The organism is Nocardioides campestrisoli, from assembly GCF_013624435.2.
Classification (GTDB): domain Bacteria; phylum Actinomycetota; class Actinomycetes; order Propionibacteriales; family Nocardioidaceae; genus Nocardioides; species Nocardioides campestrisoli.
This window is the reverse complement of record NZ_CP061768.1, coordinates 3,587,297-3,604,521: the sequence shown is the minus strand read 5'-3', so window position 1 is coordinate 3,604,521 and position 17,225 is coordinate 3,587,297. Positions and strand designations below refer to the sequence as shown.

Genomic DNA, 17,225 nt, shown 5'->3' with positions numbered 1-17,225 from the left:
GGGCACCGCGCGGGTGCGCGCGGGCCGGTCAGGGTGCGAGCAGGAAGACCACGACCAGGCCGGCCCACCACAGCTGGCCCGAGCCGGTCTGGGCGAGCACCGGGATCAGCGCGGGTCCGCGGGCGCCGCTGAGCACCGTACGGACGGCAGGCAGCATCGGGACCACGAACGCCAGCGCGCAGAGCACCAGCCAGGAGGTGGCGGCCGCGATCGCCACCACCGAGCAGGCGGCGGCCAGCACCAGCAGCACGTAGAACCAGCGCGTGCGCTCCTCGCCCAGCCGCACCGCGAGCGTCATCTTGCCCACCTCGCGGTCGGTGGGGATGTCACGCAGGTTGTTGGTCACCAGGATGGCGCAGGCCAACGCCCCCATCCCGACCCCGGCGTAGAGGGCGGGCCACTCCCAGGTCTGCGTCTGCACGTAGGTGGTGCCGATGACGGCGACCAGGCCGAAGAAGACGAAGACCATCACCTCGCCCAGCCCCAGGTAGCCGTACGGCTTCTTCCCGCCGGTGTAGAACCAGGCGGCGACGATGCAGACCACGCCGACCGCGACCAGCCACCAGGCCGTCGTCGCGGCCAGCACCAGACCGGCCACGCCCGCGACGCCGAAGCAGGCGAAGGCGGCGCGCTTGACCGCACCCGGGGCCGCCCGGCCCGAGCCGACCAGGCGCATCGGCCCGACCCGGTCCTCGTCGGTGCCGCGGATCCCGTCGGAGTAGTCGTTGGCGTAGTTGACCCCCACCTGGAGCGCCAGGCTGACCACCAGGGCGAGCAGCGCCTTCCACCAGACCAGGCCGTCGGCGTACGTCGCCACGCCGGTGCCGGCGAGCACCGGTGCGACCGCGGCAGGCAGGGTGCGGAGCCGGGCGCCGGCGACCCAGTCGGCGAGGGTGGGGCGGGGCGTGGAAGTGCTCACTGCTTCGGGCCTCGCTGGTAGGTCATGCCGTCGGAGAGGTCGACGGTCCGGCGGCTGTTGGCCAGCGCGGTCACCGTCGCCACCCCGAACGGGCCCTGGCGGTCGTAGACGGTGGCCGAGCCGACGGCGACGCCGTCGCTGGCGTGGTGGTCGGTGGCCAGCAGTCCGAGCTGCACCCCGGCCGGCGGCCGGGAGATCGACAGGGTGATGTCGGTGTTGATGTACTGCACGCCCTCGGTGCCCCAGTTGGTCACCAGGCTGGTCGCGTCGGCGATGCTCGCCGCAGCCACGAAGGGCGTGGCCTGCTCGCCGAGCACGACCGGGACCGCGGTCTGCCACGTCTGCTTGCGGGAGGCGTTCTGGTGCTGCCCGAAGTCCTGGGACCAGCCCGCGTCGCTGTGGAAGAACGGGATGTGCGGCACGTCGGAGTCCGGGGCGATCTCCAGCGGTGGCGGCTGCGGGACGTCGTCCGGGGACCAGACCTCACCGTCCGGGACCGCGGTGCGCCGCAGCAGCACGGCGCTGGCCCGGGCGACCGGCTCGCCGCCCTGGCGCAGCACCGCGTCGATCAGCAGCAGTCGGGGACCGTCCCGGACCACCGCGGTCTCCACGTGGCAGGGCTCCATCGTGGCCGCCTTGAACAGGTCGACGGTGTAGCGCGCCGGGACCAGCTCGGACCGGCCGGCTGCCAGGCCACGGGCCTCGATCGCGCGTCCGAGCGCCCCGCTGACCGCCAGCCCGTGCATCTGGTCGTCGCGCCACATGCTGCGCGCGAGGTCGAGGGGGACGAGTCGGTCGCCGTCGAGACGGAAGAAGGCCAGTTCCACCAGAGGATTGAAGCAGGCGGCGCGAGGGCGCACCCATTCGGCGGGGGATACCGTGTCGGCCGTGGACTTCGCCCCGACGCCGGTACGCCGTGTGGAGGTGGAGGCCCACGACCCGGCGGCCCTGCAGGCCTGGCCGTTCGATCTTCCGGCCGTGGCGCAGCTGGTGCGGGAGGGCCTGGACCTGGCACCCGGGGTGACCTTCCTGGTCGGGGAGAACGGGTCCGGGAAGTCCACCCTCGTCGAGGGGATCGCCCAGGCCTACGGGCTCTCTCCCGAGGGTGGCTCCACGGGCAGCCGGCACTCCACCCGGGTCTCCGAGTCGCCCTTGGGCATGGCGCTCGTCCTCCGACGAGGGCTGGCCGCGAGCCGGTGGGGGTTCTTCCTCCGGGCCGAGACGATGCACGGCTGGTACTCCTACCTGGAGGAGAACCCCAGGGACGGAGAGCCTTCCTTCCACGAGATGAGTCACGGCGAGTCGTTCCTCGCGGTCCTGGAGTCCCGCTTCGACTCCAAGGGCTTCTTCTGCCTCGACGAGCCTGAGGCGGCGCTCTCCTTCTCCTCCACCCTGGGCCTGATCGCGGTGCTCCAGCGGGTCGTGGCCACCGGCGGTCAGGTGCTCTGCGCCACCCACTCGCCGGTGCTCGCGGCGATGCCCGGCGCGCGGATCCTCGAGGTCGGGGAGTGGGGGCTGCGCGAGGCCGCGTGGGCCGACCTCGAGCTGGTCCAGCACTGGCGCCGGTTCCTCGACGCGCCGGAGCGCTACCTGCGGCACCTGTAGCGGGGGGGACTGTGTCACCTCGGCGATATCACCTCCACGACCTCACCCCCGGCGACCTCGCCGCGGGCACCCGGCAGCCCGGCGGGGCCGTGGGTGGCGAGCCCGTGGCTGCCCGGCGGTGCTGTCCGCGGTCAGTCGGCTCGTGCGGGGTGACGTCGAGGGTGCCGGTGTGGTCCCGGAGGAACTGCTGCCCGTGCGGGTCCGACCAGAGCCAGCGGCCGGTCTCCACGGGGGTGTAGCTCCATCCCGCGTGGGTCTTGAGCCGATGGTGGTGGCGGCACAGCGGCGCGAGGTTGCACTCGCAGGTCGACCCGCCGCCTTCGTGCGGGACCACGTGGTCGTGGTCGCAGAGCCTGGCCGGTCGGGCGCACCAGGGGAAGACGCAGGTCCCGGTGATGAGGTCGACCCGCTCGCGGGTCCGGCCGCGGACCTCGTAGGCCTCGGTGGCGGTGTGGTCGGCCAGGTCGAGGACCGGCAGGACGGTGAGGTGGGTGTCGGTCCGGCCGCACCAGTCCCGGACGGTCTGGTCGAGCTCGGCGCGGCTGAGCGTGCCGTTGCGGGCGACCGGGTCGCGACCGGCGAGGTGGTCGGGGGTGACGTGCAGGACCAGCTGGATCCGCTTGCGGAGCGGCCGGTCGACGGTGCCTCCCGTGCCTCCCGTGCCTCCAGTGCCTCCCGTGCCCTGGGCCTCGTCGAGCAGCGCGAGGGCCTGCGCGGGGTCGGCGAGGATGCCCACGGCCCGGGCGCGGCGTACGTCGAGGCTGTCGCCGGGGAGTCCTGCGAGCCGGTCGAGGTCGGCCAGCGCGGCGGCCACCTGGCTCAGCGTCCGGTCGAAGTCGGCGAGGTCCTTCCAGTCGGCGCGCAGGGTCATCTCGGCGATGGCGGAGTCGTTGATCGAGTCCGGGTGCAGGGTGGCGTGGCGCCGGTCGAGCTCATCGAGCTGGGCCTGCTCGCGCTCCTCGGGGTGGAGGCGGAGCATGGCCTCGTCCACCAGCCGGTCCAGCACCTGGGGACCCACGGTGTGCGCGACCGGGGCGAGGTGGTCGTCCAGCCAGTCCGAGACGTCGCGCGGCCGGCCGACCACGGCCTTGGCGATCCGCCGCGCCCGCCAGGGCTCGACCTGGCACGCGAGCACGCGTGCCCAGATCCGGGGGAGCCGGTGCCGGACGATCAGGGCGTCGCGGATCAGCAGGCGGGCGGCGTGGGTGGTGCGGCCCAGGGCGGCGCCGAGCGGCGCGGCCGCCGACCAGGACCAGGACGGGATCAGCGGGTCGGAGAACCCTTCAGGGTCGTCCGGGCACGGCCCCGCGCACCCGCCGGCGTGGTCGCCCACGGACGGGTCACCGATGTCCGGCGCGCACCCGGCCGGGCAGCGCTCGTCGGAAGAGCACCCGGCGGGGTGGGGGACCGCCACCTCGGGATGCGCGTCCGCCCACTCCGCGGCCAGCACGAAGAGCTCGACCTCGGCGGTGACCGCGGCCGCGCGCGCCCGGCGTACCCGGGCGATCATCGCGCGAGGCTCGGAGGTGACAGGAGTGCTCATGCCCCCATTCTGCTCGAACACATGTTCGAACACCAGGCCCGTTCTCGCCCTGTGGATGAACCAGTCAGAGGATCAGTCGGACTGCCCGAGAGGCGAGGCCTCGGGCCGCGTGAGCAGCGGCGCCGGCACCACACCCGGGTCGGCATCCGGGACTGGCGACTGCTCGTCGGGCCCGGGTCCGTGCCGGTCCAGGAACCTCTCCGCAGCCCGTGCCGACGGGTGGATGCCGAGGCTGGCCACCAGGATGACCAGGGCGATCACCAGCCAGCCGCCGGTGCCCCAGCTCATCGCCAGGAACATGTACGCCGCCGGCGCCCAGACCCGGCCCAGGGTCCCGGTGAGCTCGGAGACGCCCTGGTACTCGCCCCGGCGTCGCGGGTCCATCAGGTCCGCCTCGAAGGACCAGCTCGCCGCGGAGAGGTAGAGCTCGGCGCCGGTCAGCGCCACGTGCCCCAGCAGCAGGAGCGCGATGGTCGCCCAGCCCGCCGTGGAGTGGGTGAGGATCGTGATCACGCAGGCGAGGACGAACCAGCCCGCCGAGATCCGGATCCCGCGCAGGCCCGTGGTGATGTCGTGGATGCCGCGGGCCGCGGCCATCGGCAGCAGGATGCACATCACGGTGTTGGTGCCGAGCAGCACGGCCACCAGGGCCCGGGGCGCGTCGGTCTGCCCGAGCAGCCAGGCCGGGATGACCAGGTGGAGCAGCACCTGGTTGGTCCACAGCACGCCGCCGAAGAACCCGACCCCCAGCCAGCCCGGGTTGCGCAGCGGCCCGGGGCCGGGCACCTTCACCTTGCGCTCCTCGGGCGTGCGGTCGTCGTGGGAGGCGTTGGGCAGCCGCAGGATGAACGCGCAGTTGACGGCGAAGACGACCGCGGTGACCCAGGGGATCGCGCGGACCAGGTCGTTGGACTCGGCGGCCAGGGCGACGCCGCCGAGCAGGGCGCCCAGGGTGAAGCCGGCGTTGAGCGCCGAGTACATGTACGCCCGCGAGATCACCCGCTCCGCGGCGGGCAGGACGTCGATCGTGTAGGCCCCGTGCGCGGCCCCGCCCAGGGCGCCGAGCACCTCCATCGTGATCGCCATCGCCAGGTAGCCCGCGAAGTCGTCGATGAACGGCCAGAGCGCGAAGGTCGCCGCCTGCCCGGCGGCGCTGAGCGCCCACATCCGCTTGGGGCCGAACCGGTCGACCAGGCGGCCCATCGGCAGGGCTGCGACGAAGGCGGCGACGCCGCCGAGCGTGAGACCGAGGCCGACCTGGGTGAAGGTCAGGCCCACGACCTCGGTGAAGAAGACCAGGGAGCCGGTCATGAAGATGCCGTCGCCGAGGGCGAACAGCAGGTTCTGCACCGCGAGCCGCCCGGCGAGCCGTGACGGTGGCCGGAGCGATCGGACGAGCCGCCGGGTGCGGGAGGGGGAGGACGACGACACCAGCGACATCTTGTCCTGCGCAGCCGCCACTGTCGCCGCATTTTCCGGCGTGACCCTTGACACGGTCGTCGGGGCGCCGCTCAGATGTCCGGGACGCGGTGGTCTGGTCCACCGTGCCTTTCGGGAAAGGTTGACCACCGTGAACGACCGATCGAAGAGCCTGCCGACCTGGCGTCGGCGCGCGGGGGCGGCCACCGCCGCCCTCGCCACCGTGGCCCTCGCGGGCTCCGCGCTCGCCGCCCCGGCCACCGCCGGCGCCGAGCGGAACCGTGACTCCGCCCAGCACCAGACCCAGAAACCCGGCAAGGACAAGGGCAAGCACCACGGCAAGCACAAGCCGGGGAAGAACAAGCCGGGCAAGCACAAGCCCAAGCCCGGTGCGGACAAGTCCTCCCGTGCGCTGCAGAAGGCCGTCACCCTGCGCGGGGTGCGCAACCACCTCGTCGCCCTCCAGCGGATCGCCGACCAGAACGACGGCAACCGCGCCTCCGGCACCCCGGGCTACCGCGCCTCGCGCGACTACGTCGTCCGCACCCTGCGCCAGGCCGGCTACCGGCCGCAGGTGCAGAAGTTCGACTTTGCCTTCTTCCAGGTCACCGGGCCGACCACCTTCGCGCAGACCGCGCCCACGGCGAGGACCTTCGTCGAGGACCAGGACTACGCGCTGATGGACTACTCCGGCTCCGGGTCGGTCACCGCGCCGGTGCAGGCGGTCGACCTCAACCTGGGGAACGTGACCGGCTCCACCAGCGGCTGCGAGGCCACCGACTTCGCCGGCTTCACCGCCGGCAACATCGCCCTGGTCCGCCGCGGCACCTGCCCGTTCGGAGACAAGGTGGTCAACGCCCAGAACGCCGGCGCGGCCGGCGTCATCCTGATGAACACCGGCACCCCCGGGGCCACCGACGTGTTCGCCGGCACCCTGGGCGGCCCGGTCGGCACGGTCCCGTCGGTCGGCACCAGCTTCGCGATCGGTCAGTCGCTGGCCGAGGGCGCGACCGTCACCCTCTCGGCCAGCACCGAGTCGGAGATCCGCCCGACCTGGAACGTGGTCGCCGAGACCCGCCAGGGCCGCAGCGACAACGTGGTGATGGCCGGCGCCCACCTCGACAGCGTGGTGGAGGGCCCGGGCATCAACGACAACGGCAGCGGCAGCGCCGGCCTGCTCGAGGTCGCCGTCCAGCTCGCCAAGACGAAGACCAAGCCCAAGAACCAGGTCCGGTTCGCCTGGTGGGGTGCGGAGGAGAAGGGGCTGCTCGGTGCCGAGCACTACGTGGCCGACCTGGTCGAGAACGACCCGGACACGCTCGAGGAGATCGCTCTCTACCTCAACTTCGACATGATCGGCTCGCCCAACTACGCGCTCTTCGTCTACGACGGCGACAACTCCGCCGCCTTCCCGGACGGCGCGGTCGGCCCCGAGGGCTCCGACGCGATCGAGGCGCTCTTCCACGAGCACTTCGAGGACGCCGGGCTGGAGTCGGCGGAGACCGCCTTCTCCGGGCGCAGCGACTACGGCCCGTTCATCGCCGAGGGGATCGCCTCCGGCGGTCTGTTCACCGGCGCCGAGGGGATCAAGACCCCCGAGCTGGCCGCTGCCTTCGGCGGGACGGCGGGCGTGGCGTTCGACGAGTGCTACCACGCGGAGTGCGACGACCTGGGCAACGTGAGCAACAAGGCCCTGGACGCCAACTCCGACGCGATCGCGCACGCCGTGCACACCTACGCCCGGTCCACCTGGACGGTCAACGGGGTGGGCAAGCGTGACGACCGCACCCGTCGCGGCGAGGGCGCCAGCCCGCGCTCCGGCCTCCGGGCCCCGCACGACGGCGGCCACGACCACGCGCACCACCTGCCGGCGCACTGATCCGGCACTGATTCGGCACCGACGGGGAGGGGATAGCGTGCGGGGGTGACCCGCACGTCCCCCTCCCCGTTGGTCCCGTCGCCTGATCCCGCGACTGCGGTGGCCCAGCTGTCCCAGTGGCTCGCCGACCCGGAGCCGCCCCGGCTGGAGCTGACGACCTCGGGGTCGAGCGGGACACCGAAGCGGGTGCTGCTCTCCCGGGAGGCGGTGCTCGCCTCCGCGCGGGCCAGCGCCCGACGGCTGGGTGGCGAGGGCCGCTGGGCGCTGGTGCTGCCGTCGGGCTACGTCGCCGGGGTCCAGGTGGTGGTCCGCTCCCTGCTGGCCGGGCACCCGCCGGTCCTGGGCGCGTGGGCCGACGACGACGGCCCCGCGGCGTACACCTCCCTGGTCCCGACCCAGCTGCACCGGATGGTGCGCACCCCCGCGGACGTCGAGGCCCTGGCCGCGATGCGGGCCGTGCTGGTCGGCGGCGCCGGCCTGGACCCGGCCCTGCGCGAGGAGGCCGACCGCGCGGGCATCCGGGTGGTCACGACGTACGGCGCCTCGGAGACCGCCGGCGGCTGCGTCTACGACGGTGTCCCGCTCGACGGAGTGGCGCTCTCCCTGGGCACCGACGGCCGGGTCCGGCTCGGCGGGCCCACCCTCTTCGACGGCTACGCCGACGACCCCGAGCTCACCGCCGCCACGCTGGTCGACGGCTGGTACGTGACCGCCGACGCCGGCCGGCTCGACCACGACGGGCGGCTCCAGGTGCTCGGCCGGCTCGACGACATGGTCGTCTCCGGCGGGGTCAACGTGCCGCTGCCCGCGGTCGCGGCCCGGCTCCGGGAGCACCCCGCGGTCGAGCGGGCCGAGGTGCTCGGCGTCCCGGACCCGGAGTGGGGCCAGCGGGTGGTGGCCTGGGTGGAGGCCGCGCCGGGCGCGGAGCCGACGCTGGCCGCCCTGCGCGACTGGGTCGGCGAGCGCCACCCCCGCTCGTGGGCCCCGCGCCAGCTGGTGCCGGTCACCACGTGGCCGCTGCTGGACAACGGCAAGGTGGACCGGCAGCGGCTCCGGGCAGCGGTGAGCGACGAGGAGGACCAGGCATGAGGATGCACGTCTACGCCATCGCGATGCGCACGCGGTTCCGTGGCATCACCGTCCGCGAGGGCGCGCTGCTCGAGAGCGAGCGCGGGTGGGGGGAGTGGAGCCCGTTCCTGGAGTACCCGCCGGCGGTCGCCGAGCCGTGGCTGCGGTGCGCCGAGGAGGCAGCGGCCGGGGACTGGCCCGCGCCGGTGCGCTCCGAGGTCCCGGTCAACGTGACGGTGCCCGCGGTCGGCCCGCAGCGGGCCCACGAGATCGTGCGCGCCGGCGGCTGCACCACCGCCAAGGTCAAGGTCGCCGAGCCTGGGCAGTCCCTGGCCGACGACCAGGCTCGGGTCGAGGCGGTCCGGGACGCGCTCAGGCCGGGCGGCCGGGTCCGGATCGACGTCAACGGGCTGTGGAGCGTCGAGGAGGCGGTGGCCCGGATCCCCCTGCTGGACCGGGCGGCCGGAGGCCTGGAGTACGTCGAGCAGCCGTGCGCCGAGGTCGAGGAGCTGGCTCTCGTACGCCGTCGGGTCGACGTGCCGATCGCCGCGGACGAGTCGATCCGGCGGGCCGAGGACCCCTACCGGGTGCGCGACCTGGAGGCCGCCGACGTGGCGGTGCTCAAGGTCCAGCCGCTGGGCGGGGTCCGCGCGTGCCTGCGGATCGCCGAGGAGATCGGGCTGCCGGTGGTCGTCTCCTCCGCGCTGGAGAGCAGTGTGGGGATCGCCGCCGGGGTCGCCCTGGCCGCCGCCCTGCCCTCCCTGGAGCACGCGTGCGGCCTGGCGACGGTCCAGCTGCTCACCGACGACGTGGTCACCGAGCCGCTGCTGCCGCGCGACGGGATGCTCCCGGTGCGCCCGGTCCGGATCGACCCCGAGGCGCTCGCCCGGCTGGCCGCACCGCCGGAGCGGGAGGCCGCCTGGCGGGAGCGGCTCGCCGCAGTCCAGCAGCTCTCCGAGGAAGGGACGTCGTGAACAGCTCCACCGCACTGGCCCGGGACGTGGTCGCGACGCTGGTCGAGGCGGGCGTGGTCGAGGCCGTGCTCAGCCCGGGCAGCCGCAACGCCCCGCTGGCCTTCGCCCTGCACGACGCCGCGGCCGCCGGCCTGCTCCGGCTGCACACCCGGGTCGACGAGCGGAGCGCGGCCTTCACCGCACTGGGCGCGGCCAAGTCCTCGGGCCGTCCGGCCGCGGTCTTCTGCACCTCGGGCACGGCGGTGGCCAACCTGGCTCCCGCCGTCCTGGAGGCCAGGCACGCGGGCGTCCGGCTCGTCGCGGTCACCGCCGACCGGCCGCTGCGGCTGCGCGGCACCAGCGCCAACCAGACCACCGACCAGGTGGGCCTGCTGCCCGGCGTCCCCGTGCTGGACCTGGCGGCCGGCCAGGACCTCGCCGCGGCGCGCGACCTGCTCACCCGGGAGCGACCGGGGCCGGTCCACCTCAACGTCCAGCTCGACGAGCCGCTGCTGCCTCCCGACCGGTGGCAGCCCTCCCTGGTGGCCGGCCCGCCCCCGGCCGAGCACGCCTGGCGCGCCCTGGCGGAGCGGGCCGAGCAGCTCCCGCTGGGCCCGCGGACCGTGGTGGTGGCCGGCGACGACGCCGGCCCGCCGGCCCGGGTGCTCGCCGAGCAGGCGGGCTGGCCGCTGCTCGCCGAGCCCAGCTCGGGCGCGCGGACCGGCACCCACGCGCTGCGGACCTACCGGCTGCTGCTCGACTCGCCGCTGGCCGCCGGCATCGAGCGGGTGGTGGTCTTCGGGCACCCGACGCTCTCCCGGCCGGTCACCCGCCTGCTGGCCCGCGAGGACGTGGAGATCTGGGACGTCGACCCGGACGAGCGGTGGCAGGAGCGGCCCTTCGCGGTCGCCCGCTCCGCCCCCGCGCTGCGGGTCGAGGGCCCCGACGAGGCGAACGCGGAGTGGCTGGCGCAGTGGTGGGCGGCCGACGCGGAGCGGGGACGTCGCCTCGATGCCCTGCTCGCCGCCGAGCCCGAGCTCACGCCGTACGAGGTGGCCGGTGCCGTCGCCCGCGCCCTGCCGCCCGGCGGCCTGCTGTGGGTGGGCGCCTCCAGCCCGATCCGCGACCTGGACCTGATGGTGCCCCGCTGGCAGGTGGGGGCCAGGCGCAAGGTGCTGGCCAACCGCGGGCTGGCCGGGATCGACGGCGTGGTGAGCAGCGCCGTCGGCGCCGCCCTGACGCGCGGCCCGGCGTCCCGCAACCTCGCGCTCCTCGGCGACGTGACCTTCCTGCACGACGCCGGGGGACTGGTGCTGGGGCCCGCCGAGACCCGGCCGGACCTGACCCTGGTGGTGGTCAACGACGACGGCGGCTCGATCTTCACCATGCTGGAGCAGGGGGCGGAGTCCTACGGGGACCGGTTCGAGCAGCTCTTCGGCACCCCGCACGGCGTCGACCTGGCCGCCTGGTGCGCGGCCACCCGGACGCCGCACTGGCGGGTGGAGTCGCTGGCCGAGCTGGAGCACGCGCTGGCCCAGCCCGCCGGCGGGGTCGAGGTGGTGGAGGCGCGGGTACGCCGCGACAACCGCCGTGCGCTGGACGCGCGGATCCGAGCCCTGACGGAGGACTGAGCAGGTTCGGGCACGGTGCAGGAACGACGACGCCCCGCCCTCCGGTGAGGAGGACGGGGCGTCGGTGGTGCTGGGCCGACCGAGGCCGGACCTGGGTCAGTTGGTCTCCCAGACCCGGATCCAGTCGACGAACATGTGCTGCGGCAGCTTCTTCTCGTTGCCGAGCTGGTTCAGCTCGTAGTCCGAGCTCAGCAGCGACAGGATCGGGTACTGCGGCTGGCCGGAGACGCCGCGGTTGCTGCGCCAGGTCTCCTTGCCGTCGATCCGGAAGATGTACTGCTTGGGGGTCCACTCGACGGAGAACACGTGGTACGCCTTGAACCAGTCGTCGTTCTTGTTGGCCTTGTACTGGTTGACGTTCTTCAGCCAGTTACCGGTCTTGATCCGCTGGCCGCCCTTGGCCCAGTGGTAGGTGAAGCTGGTCAGGCCCATCGAGTCCTTGGGACCCGAGCCCTTGCCGAAGTGCTCGATGACGTCGATCTCGGCGCCGGTCAGCTTCGGGTCGGTGGCACCGGAGACGTGCTCGGCCGGCTGCATCCAGAACGAGCTGTGCTGGCCGCGGGCCTTGGGGAACTTCATCCGCGCGGCGGCGATGCCGTACTTGAAGCTGTAGGAGTTCTCGGTGGAGATGTGGCCGTTGAGGCGGTAGGAGAACTTGCCGGCCACCTTGCCGCCGCGCTTGGCGACGCACTTGTCGCTGCGCGCCGGGTCCTTGATCACGCTGAGGCGCACGGTGCCGCCGCCGACGCTGACGGCCTCCGGGCCGCCGCGCGAGCAGAGGCGGTTGCCCTCGGCGTTGTACGTCGGGATGCGGTGCGTCCAGGACGGGCTCAGGGTGGAGCCGTCGAAGCCGTCGGTGAAGTTCGGCGCGAGCCACGCGGCGGTGCTGGCCGACTTCGAGGTGCTGTTGCCGAGCTTCACCCGGTACTCGACGGGCTGGCCGCCGCGGGTGGCGGAGGTCAGGATCTGGGTGCGGCCGCGCTTGTCGGTCTTGCCCTTGCCGGCCTTCTTCCACGAGGAGCCGACCTTGGCCTGGAGCACGACCTTCTTGTTGCGCGCGCGCTTGAGCGGCTTGACCTGCACCTCGACGACCGCCTTCGCGGCGTCGGGGCTGGCCGGCTTCTTGCCGTACTGCGCGATCTGCGGCAGGACCGAGATCTTGATCTTGGCGTTGGCCTTCTTCTTCTTGCGAGCCGCGACCGCGGTGCTCGCCGAGGAGTCACGGTCGGAGACGCCCGGCTCGCTGGCGGAGCTGGCGGAGGTGGTGACGAGTGCCGCGGCGGGCAGCAGCAGGGCTGCGGCCGTGGCGGCGACGATGCGACGTCCAGACATGGGTGTCCTGTTCGGGCGTAGGTGTGTGGTCGAGTGCCGCCCCCCATCGGCGACGACGGCGCCCAGGCTATCCCGATGTCCCGACAACCTCGTGCTTCCCGGGCCACTGGCGCAACCCCCGGCTCGTGCCTAGCCTGACCAGGGTGCGGATCACGAAGTTCGGCCACAGCTGCGTCCGGCTCGAGCACGGCCCCGCCGTCCTGGTCCTGGACCCGGGAGTCTTCACCGAGGTCGAGGCGGTGGCGCGTGCGACCGCGGTGCTGGTCACCCACGAGCACCCCGACCACTTCCATCCCGACCACCTGCGCGCGGCCCGGGCGCCGATCGTCACCATCGACTCGGTGGCCGCCAGGATCCGTGACGAGGCGCCGGACCTGGTCGAGCGCACCCGGGTGGTCGCCCCCGAGGAGCTCCTGGACCTGGGCGTCCCGGTGCGCGTGGTCGGGCGCGAGCACGCGGTGATCCACCCGGACCTGCCGCGGGTGCACAACTCCGGCTACCTGGTCGACCTCGGGGGCACCCGGGTCTACCACCCCGGCGACGCGCTGATCGCGCCCGGCGAGCCGGTCGACGTGCTCTGTGCTCCCGCCTCGGCACCGTGGCTCAAGCTGAGCGAGGCCGTGGACTTCGTGCGGGAGGTGGGCGCGCCGCGCAACCTGGCGATCCACGAGGCCATCTACTCCGAGGCGGGCTCGGGCATCGTCGACGGCCACATGGAGCGGCTCAACGGCCCGCGCGGCCTGGCCTGGTCCCGGCTGGCGGCCGGGGAGGACCTGGTGCTCTAGAGACCGGCCGGCGTCAGGAGAGGGCGTCGCGGACCGGCACGAACTTGGCCTGGGACTCCGCGAGCTCAGCCTCCGGGTCGGAGTCGGCCACGATCCCGCAGCCGGCGAAGAGGCGCACCTCGCGGCCCTCGACGCGCCCCGAGCGCAGGGCCAGGCCCCACTCGCCGTCGCCGGAGGCGTCCATCCAGCCGACCGGGCCGGCGTACCGCTCCCGGTCCATCTGCTCGATCTCGGTGATCAGCGCGGTCGCCACCGGGGTGGGCGTCCCGCCCACGGCCGCGGAGGGGTGCAGGGACTCGGCGAGCTGGAGCGAGGTGACGGTCTCGGCGTCGTGGACCACCCCGGCCACGTCGCTGGCCAGGTGCATCACGTTGGGCAGGTGCAGGACGAACGGGGACTCCGGCACGTTCATCGACGAGCAGTGCGGCTCCAGCGCGTCGGCGACCGAGCGCACGGCGTACTCGTGCTCCTCCAGGTCCTTGGAGCTGCGCGCCAGGGTCGCCGCCAGGGCGAGGTCCCGCTCGTCGTCGCCGGTGCGGCGGATGGTGCCGGCCAGCACCCGCGAGGTGACCAGGCCGCGCTCGCGCCGCACCAGCATCTCGGGGGTGGCGCCGAAGAACCCGTCGACGTGGAAGGTCCAGCACATCGGGTACTGCGCGGCGAGCCGGGTCAGGGGCCAGCGGACGTCGACCGGCTCCGAGGCGATCGCCAGCAGGTCGCGGGCCAGCACCACCTTCTCCAGGTCGCCCTGCTGGATCCGGGCCACCGCGTCGGCGACCACCGACATCCACTGCTCGCTGTCGAGCGCACCGTCGGCGAAGTCCACGGTGGCCGGTGCCCGCGGAGGTACGGCGACCTCGAGCGGGGGAGTCTCGGGCTGCCCGGCGACCTCGCCCGTGGTGACCGTGGTGCACCAGGTCGTGGTGCCGCGCCGGCCGACGATCACCGAGGGGATCACCAGGACGGAGTCGCCCGGCTCGTCGGAGAAGGCGAAGGAGCCGAAGCAGACCAGGCCGGTGCCCGGCTCCTCGACCTCGTCGTGCACCCGGGCGCGGGCCACCTGCTCGGCGTACCACTTGTCGGCGTCGGAGAACCGGGTGGCGCCCTGGGTGCGGACCTCGGCGGCCACGCCCCAGCCCACCAGGCCCTCGCCCTTGCGCAGCCAGGAGACCGGGCGATCGTCGGGCAGCACCGAGAGCAGGGCGTCGACGGCCGACGGGTCCAGCTCGACGGTCCGCACGACCAGCGGGTCGCCGGTGGAGGGACCGGACGCCGGGAAAGTCGTGCTGGTGCTCACCCGGTGAGACTACCGCCGTGCCTGGAAGGGCCGGGGGACGGTGGGGGGCCCGACCGCCGACGGGCAGAACGCTGCTGCGGCGCGCCGGCCGCTGGGCGCGGCGCGCCCCGGTCCTGCGTAGGCTCCCGTCTGTGGCCCGTGCAGAACTCGACAAGCAGCCCTCCGACGTCCAGCGGATGTTCGACGCCGTAGCGCGTCGCTACGACCTGACCAACGACGTCCTCTCCCTCGGCCAGGACCGGCGCTGGCGCCGGGAGGTCCTGGACGCCGTCGCGCCTCGGCCGGGTGAGCGCGTCCTGGACCTGGCCGCCGGCACCGGGACCTCCAGCCTGCCGTTCGCGGAGGCCGGCGCCACGGTGGTGCCGTGCGACTTCTCCCTCGGCATGCTCCGGGTGGGCAAGCAGGCGCGGCCCCAGCTGCCGTTCACCGCCGGCGACGGGACCCGGCTGCCGTTCGCGGACGGCACGTTCGACGCGGTCACCATCTCCTTCGGCCTGCGCAACATCGTCGACCCGCTGGCCGGGCTCGCCGAGATGCGCCGGGTGACCCGGCCCGGCGGCCGGTTGGTGGTCTGCGAGTTCAGCCACCCGACCTGGGGCCCGTTCCGCACGCTCTACCTGGAGTACCTGATGAAGGCGCTGCCGGCGATCGCCCGCGGCGTCTCCTCCAGCCCGGCCGCCTACGTCTACCTCGCCGAGTCGATCCGCGCCTGGCCCGACCAGGCCGGGCTGGCCGCGATGGTCGGTGAGGCCGGGTGGCGGGACTCACAGTGGCGAAACCTGAGCGGCGGGATCGTGGCGCTGCACCGCGCCACCGCCTGAGCGACCCTCCGGGCCCCCGGGTCGTCGCATTTAGGACACGTCCGGGTGCGTTAAATGCCCAGGTCAGGGGCTGGATCACAGGCCCGCACCCCGGTGTGTGACTTGGTCGCGGAAGGTGCCTACACTGACGCAGTCGGGCACTCGTGAAGAGATTCACAAACGCACAACTGTGACGTTGATCTCGCGGTGCCGACCCGCATGGGAAGGAAAGGTGCAGGCGCGATGGAGCTCTACACACCGGTGCTGTTCCTGGCCGCGATCGCGGCCGGCTTCGCGGTCCTCTCGATCGGGCTCAGCTCGGTCCTGGGTCCCAAGCGCTACAACCGGGTCAAGGTCGACTCCTACGAGTGCGGTATCGAGCCGACGCCGCAGCCCGTGGGCGGCGGCCGCTTCCCGGTGAAGTACTACACGATCGCGATGACCTTCATCGTCTTCGACGTCGAGATCATGTTCCTCGTGCCGTGGGCGGTCTACTTCGACCAGCTGAGCTGGTTCGGCTTCGCGGCCGTCGCGCTCTTCCTGATCAACGTGACCATCGTCTACGCCTACGAGTGGCGTCGTGGCGGACTGGACTGGGACTGAGGGAGGACTGACTGATGAGCATTGAGGACAAGCTCCCGAGCGGCGTCATGCTCACCACCGTCGAGGGACTGGCGGGGTGGATGCGCAAGTCGTCCTTCTGGCCCGCGACCTTCGGCCTGGCGTGCTGCGCCATCGAGATGATGACCAGCGGCGGCCCCAAGTACGACCTGGGCCGCTTCGGCATGGAGGTCTTCCGGGCGAGCCCCCGGCAGGCCGACCTGATGATCGTGGCCGGCCGGGTGAGCCAGAAGATGGCCCCCGTCCTGCGCCAGATCTACGACCAGATGCCCGAGCCCAAGTGGGTGCTCGCCATGGGCGTGTGCGCCAGCTCCGGCGGCATGTTCAACAACTACGCGATCGTCCAGGGCGTCGACCACGTCGTCCCGGTCGACATGTACCTGCCCGGCTGCCCGCCGCGGCCGGAGATGCTGATCGACGCGATCCTCAAGCTCCAGGACAAGGTGCAGCACACCAAGATGGGCAAGCACCGCCTGGCCGAGATCGAGCAGCAGGAGAACGACGCGCTGCGCGCCCTGCCCACCTCCGAGATGCGAGGCCTGCTGCGATGAGCGCGGACGACAAGAAGGAGTTCGGCTCCGCGGAGAACGTCGAGGTCACCCGGGACACCCCGGAGACCCAGGCGCGCGAGGACCGGGTCAACGCCCCGGGCGAGAGCGGCGAGCGTGGCGAGGGCGGCCTGCTGCCCCCGGCCACCACCGAGGAGCGCGCGGTCGGCGTGCGCCGGGGGATGTTCGGCACCGCGGGCAGCGGCGACACCAGCGGCTTCGGCGGCCTGGTCTCGCCCACGGTCTTCCCGGGTGCCGCGTCCCGGCCCTACGGCGGCTGGTTCGACGAGGTCGCCGACGCGCTGGCCGAGCGGCTGACCGCCGCCGGGCTGGACGTCTCCCCGGTCGAGCGGGTGGTCATCCACCGCGGCGAGATCACCTTCCACGTCCGGCGCGAGGACGTCGTCGCCGTGATGCAGGCCTTCCGTGACGACGAGAAGCTCCGGTTCGAGCTCTGCTCCTCGATCTCCGGGGTGCACTACCCGGACGACACCGGCCGTGAGCTGCACGTCGTCTACCACCTGCTCTCGATGACCCACAACCGCCGCGTGCGGGTCGAGGTCTCCCTCGCCGACGCGGACCCGCACCTGCCGTCCGTGGTCCCGGTCTACCCGACCGCGGACTGGCACGAGCGCGAGACCTGGGACATGTTCGGCATCATCTTCGACGGCCACCCGGCCCTGACCCGGATCCTGATGCCCGACGACTGGCCGGGTCACCCCCAGCGCAAGGACTACCCCTTGGGCGGCATCCCCGTGGAATACAAGGGCGGCTCCGTACCGCCGCCGGACCAGCGGAGGTCCTACAACTGATGGCTACCACCGA

16 protein-coding genes are annotated in these 17,225 nt (G+C 73.3%); 10 read left to right on the top strand and 6 right to left on the bottom strand.

Features of this window, described 5'->3' with window-relative positions:
* Positions 1–28: 28 nt before the first annotated feature.
* Both H8838_RS17000 and H8838_RS16995 read right to left on the bottom strand, forming a co-directional pair.
* Complete coding sequence (locus tag H8838_RS17000; RefSeq protein WP_185994527.1) at positions 29–919, bottom strand: 1,4-dihydroxy-2-naphthoate polyprenyltransferase; 891 nt, start codon at positions 917–919, stop codon at positions 29–31.
* Positions 916–1,746, bottom strand: coding sequence for an acyl-CoA thioesterase domain-containing protein (locus H8838_RS16995; RefSeq protein WP_185994528.1), 831 nt, complete (start codon positions 1,744–1,746; stop codon positions 916–918). The genes H8838_RS17000 and H8838_RS16995 overlap by 4 nt, the downstream gene beginning before the upstream one ends.
* Positions 1,747–1,807: 61 nt before the next feature.
* Between H8838_RS16995 and H8838_RS16990 the strand changes: the two genes are divergently transcribed.
* The gene (locus tag H8838_RS16990) at positions 1,808–2,524 is read left to right on the top strand and encodes an AAA family ATPase (protein WP_224766215.1); all 717 of its coding nucleotides are present in this window, start codon (positions 1,808–1,810) and stop codon (positions 2,522–2,524) included.
* Between the two features lie 28 nt (positions 2,525–2,552).
* Here the strand turns inward: H8838_RS16990 and H8838_RS16985 are convergent, their stop codons facing one another.
* Both H8838_RS16985 and H8838_RS16980 read right to left on the bottom strand, forming a co-directional pair.
* Positions 2,553–4,067 (bottom strand): HNH endonuclease signature motif containing protein, encoded by a 1,515-nt coding sequence (locus tag H8838_RS16985; RefSeq protein WP_185994530.1) that lies wholly within the window; start codon positions 4,065–4,067, stop codon positions 2,553–2,555.
* Between the two features lie 72 nt (positions 4,068–4,139).
* The gene (locus tag H8838_RS16980) at positions 4,140–5,498 is read right to left on the bottom strand and encodes an MFS transporter (RefSeq protein WP_224766214.1); all 1,359 of its coding nucleotides are present in this window, start codon (positions 5,496–5,498) and stop codon (positions 4,140–4,142) included.
* A gap of 139 nt (positions 5,499–5,637) precedes the next feature.
* Here H8838_RS16980 and H8838_RS20300 point away from each other — a divergent pair, with 139 nt between their 5' ends.
* The 4 genes from H8838_RS20300 to menD are packed head-to-tail and all read left to right on the top strand — an operon-like array spanning position 5,638 to position 11,017.
* Positions 5,638–7,365, top strand: a complete 1,728-nt coding sequence (locus tag H8838_RS20300; protein ID WP_191465659.1) for a M28 family metallopeptidase — start codon at positions 5,638–5,640, stop codon at positions 7,363–7,365.
* A gap of 45 nt (positions 7,366–7,410) precedes the next feature.
* Positions 7,411–8,454: an AMP-binding protein gene (locus H8838_RS16970; RefSeq protein WP_224766213.1), complete on the top strand. Its 1,044-nt coding sequence runs from the start codon at positions 7,411–7,413 to the stop codon at positions 8,452–8,454.
* Positions 8,451–9,407: an o-succinylbenzoate synthase gene (locus tag H8838_RS16965; protein ID WP_185994532.1), complete on the top strand. Its 957-nt coding sequence runs from the start codon at positions 8,451–8,453 to the stop codon at positions 9,405–9,407. The genes H8838_RS16970 and H8838_RS16965 overlap by 4 nt, the downstream gene beginning before the upstream one ends.
* Entirely contained in the window at positions 9,404–11,017 is a 1,614-nt protein-coding gene (gene menD / locus H8838_RS16960) for a 2-succinyl-5-enolpyruvyl-6-hydroxy-3-cyclohexene-1-carboxylic-acid synthase (RefSeq protein WP_185994533.1), read from the top strand. Before H8838_RS16965 ends, menD begins: the two co-directional genes overlap by 4 nt.
* A gap of 96 nt (positions 11,018–11,113) precedes the next feature.
* On the opposite strand, the gene H8838_RS16955 is transcribed toward menD, so the two are convergent.
* A complete protein-coding gene (locus H8838_RS16955; RefSeq protein WP_181311828.1) occupies positions 11,114–12,349 on the bottom strand; it encodes a glycoside hydrolase family 16 protein in 1,236 nt (411 codons plus the stop codon).
* Positions 12,350–12,492: 143 nt separating this feature from the next.
* On the opposite strand from H8838_RS16955, the gene H8838_RS16950 reads away from it, so the two are divergent.
* Entirely contained in the window at positions 12,493–13,134 is a 642-nt protein-coding gene (locus tag H8838_RS16950) for an MBL fold metallo-hydrolase (RefSeq protein ID WP_185994534.1), read from the top strand.
* A gap of 13 nt (positions 13,135–13,147) precedes the next feature.
* Here the strand turns inward: H8838_RS16950 and H8838_RS16945 are convergent, their stop codons facing one another.
* Complete coding sequence (locus H8838_RS16945; protein WP_185994535.1) at positions 13,148–14,431, bottom strand: isochorismate synthase; 1,284 nt, start codon at positions 14,429–14,431, stop codon at positions 13,148–13,150.
* A gap of 131 nt (positions 14,432–14,562) precedes the next feature.
* On the opposite strand from H8838_RS16945, the gene H8838_RS16940 reads away from it, so the two are divergent.
* The 4 genes from H8838_RS16940 to H8838_RS16925 all read left to right on the top strand — a co-directional run bounded on the left by H8838_RS16940 (position 14,563) and on the right by H8838_RS16925 (position 17,212).
* Complete coding sequence (locus tag H8838_RS16940; protein ID WP_185994536.1) at positions 14,563–15,252, top strand: demethylmenaquinone methyltransferase; 690 nt, start codon at positions 14,563–14,565, stop codon at positions 15,250–15,252.
* Positions 15,253–15,474: 222 nt separating this feature from the next.
* Positions 15,475–15,834 carry an NADH-quinone oxidoreductase subunit A gene (locus H8838_RS16935; protein WP_181311825.1) on the top strand — a complete coding sequence of 120 codons (360 nt, stop codon included), beginning with the start codon at positions 15,475–15,477 and terminating at the stop codon, positions 15,832–15,834.
* 14 nt (positions 15,835–15,848) lie between these two features.
* Complete coding sequence (locus tag H8838_RS16930; RefSeq protein ID WP_181311824.1) at positions 15,849–16,403, top strand: NuoB/complex I 20 kDa subunit family protein; 555 nt, start codon at positions 15,849–15,851, stop codon at positions 16,401–16,403.
* A complete protein-coding gene (locus H8838_RS16925; RefSeq protein ID WP_181311823.1) occupies positions 16,400–17,212 on the top strand; it encodes an NADH-quinone oxidoreductase subunit C in 813 nt (270 codons plus the stop codon). Before H8838_RS16930 ends, H8838_RS16925 begins: the two co-directional genes overlap by 4 nt.
* The last annotated feature ends 13 nt before the right edge of the window (positions 17,213–17,225 follow it).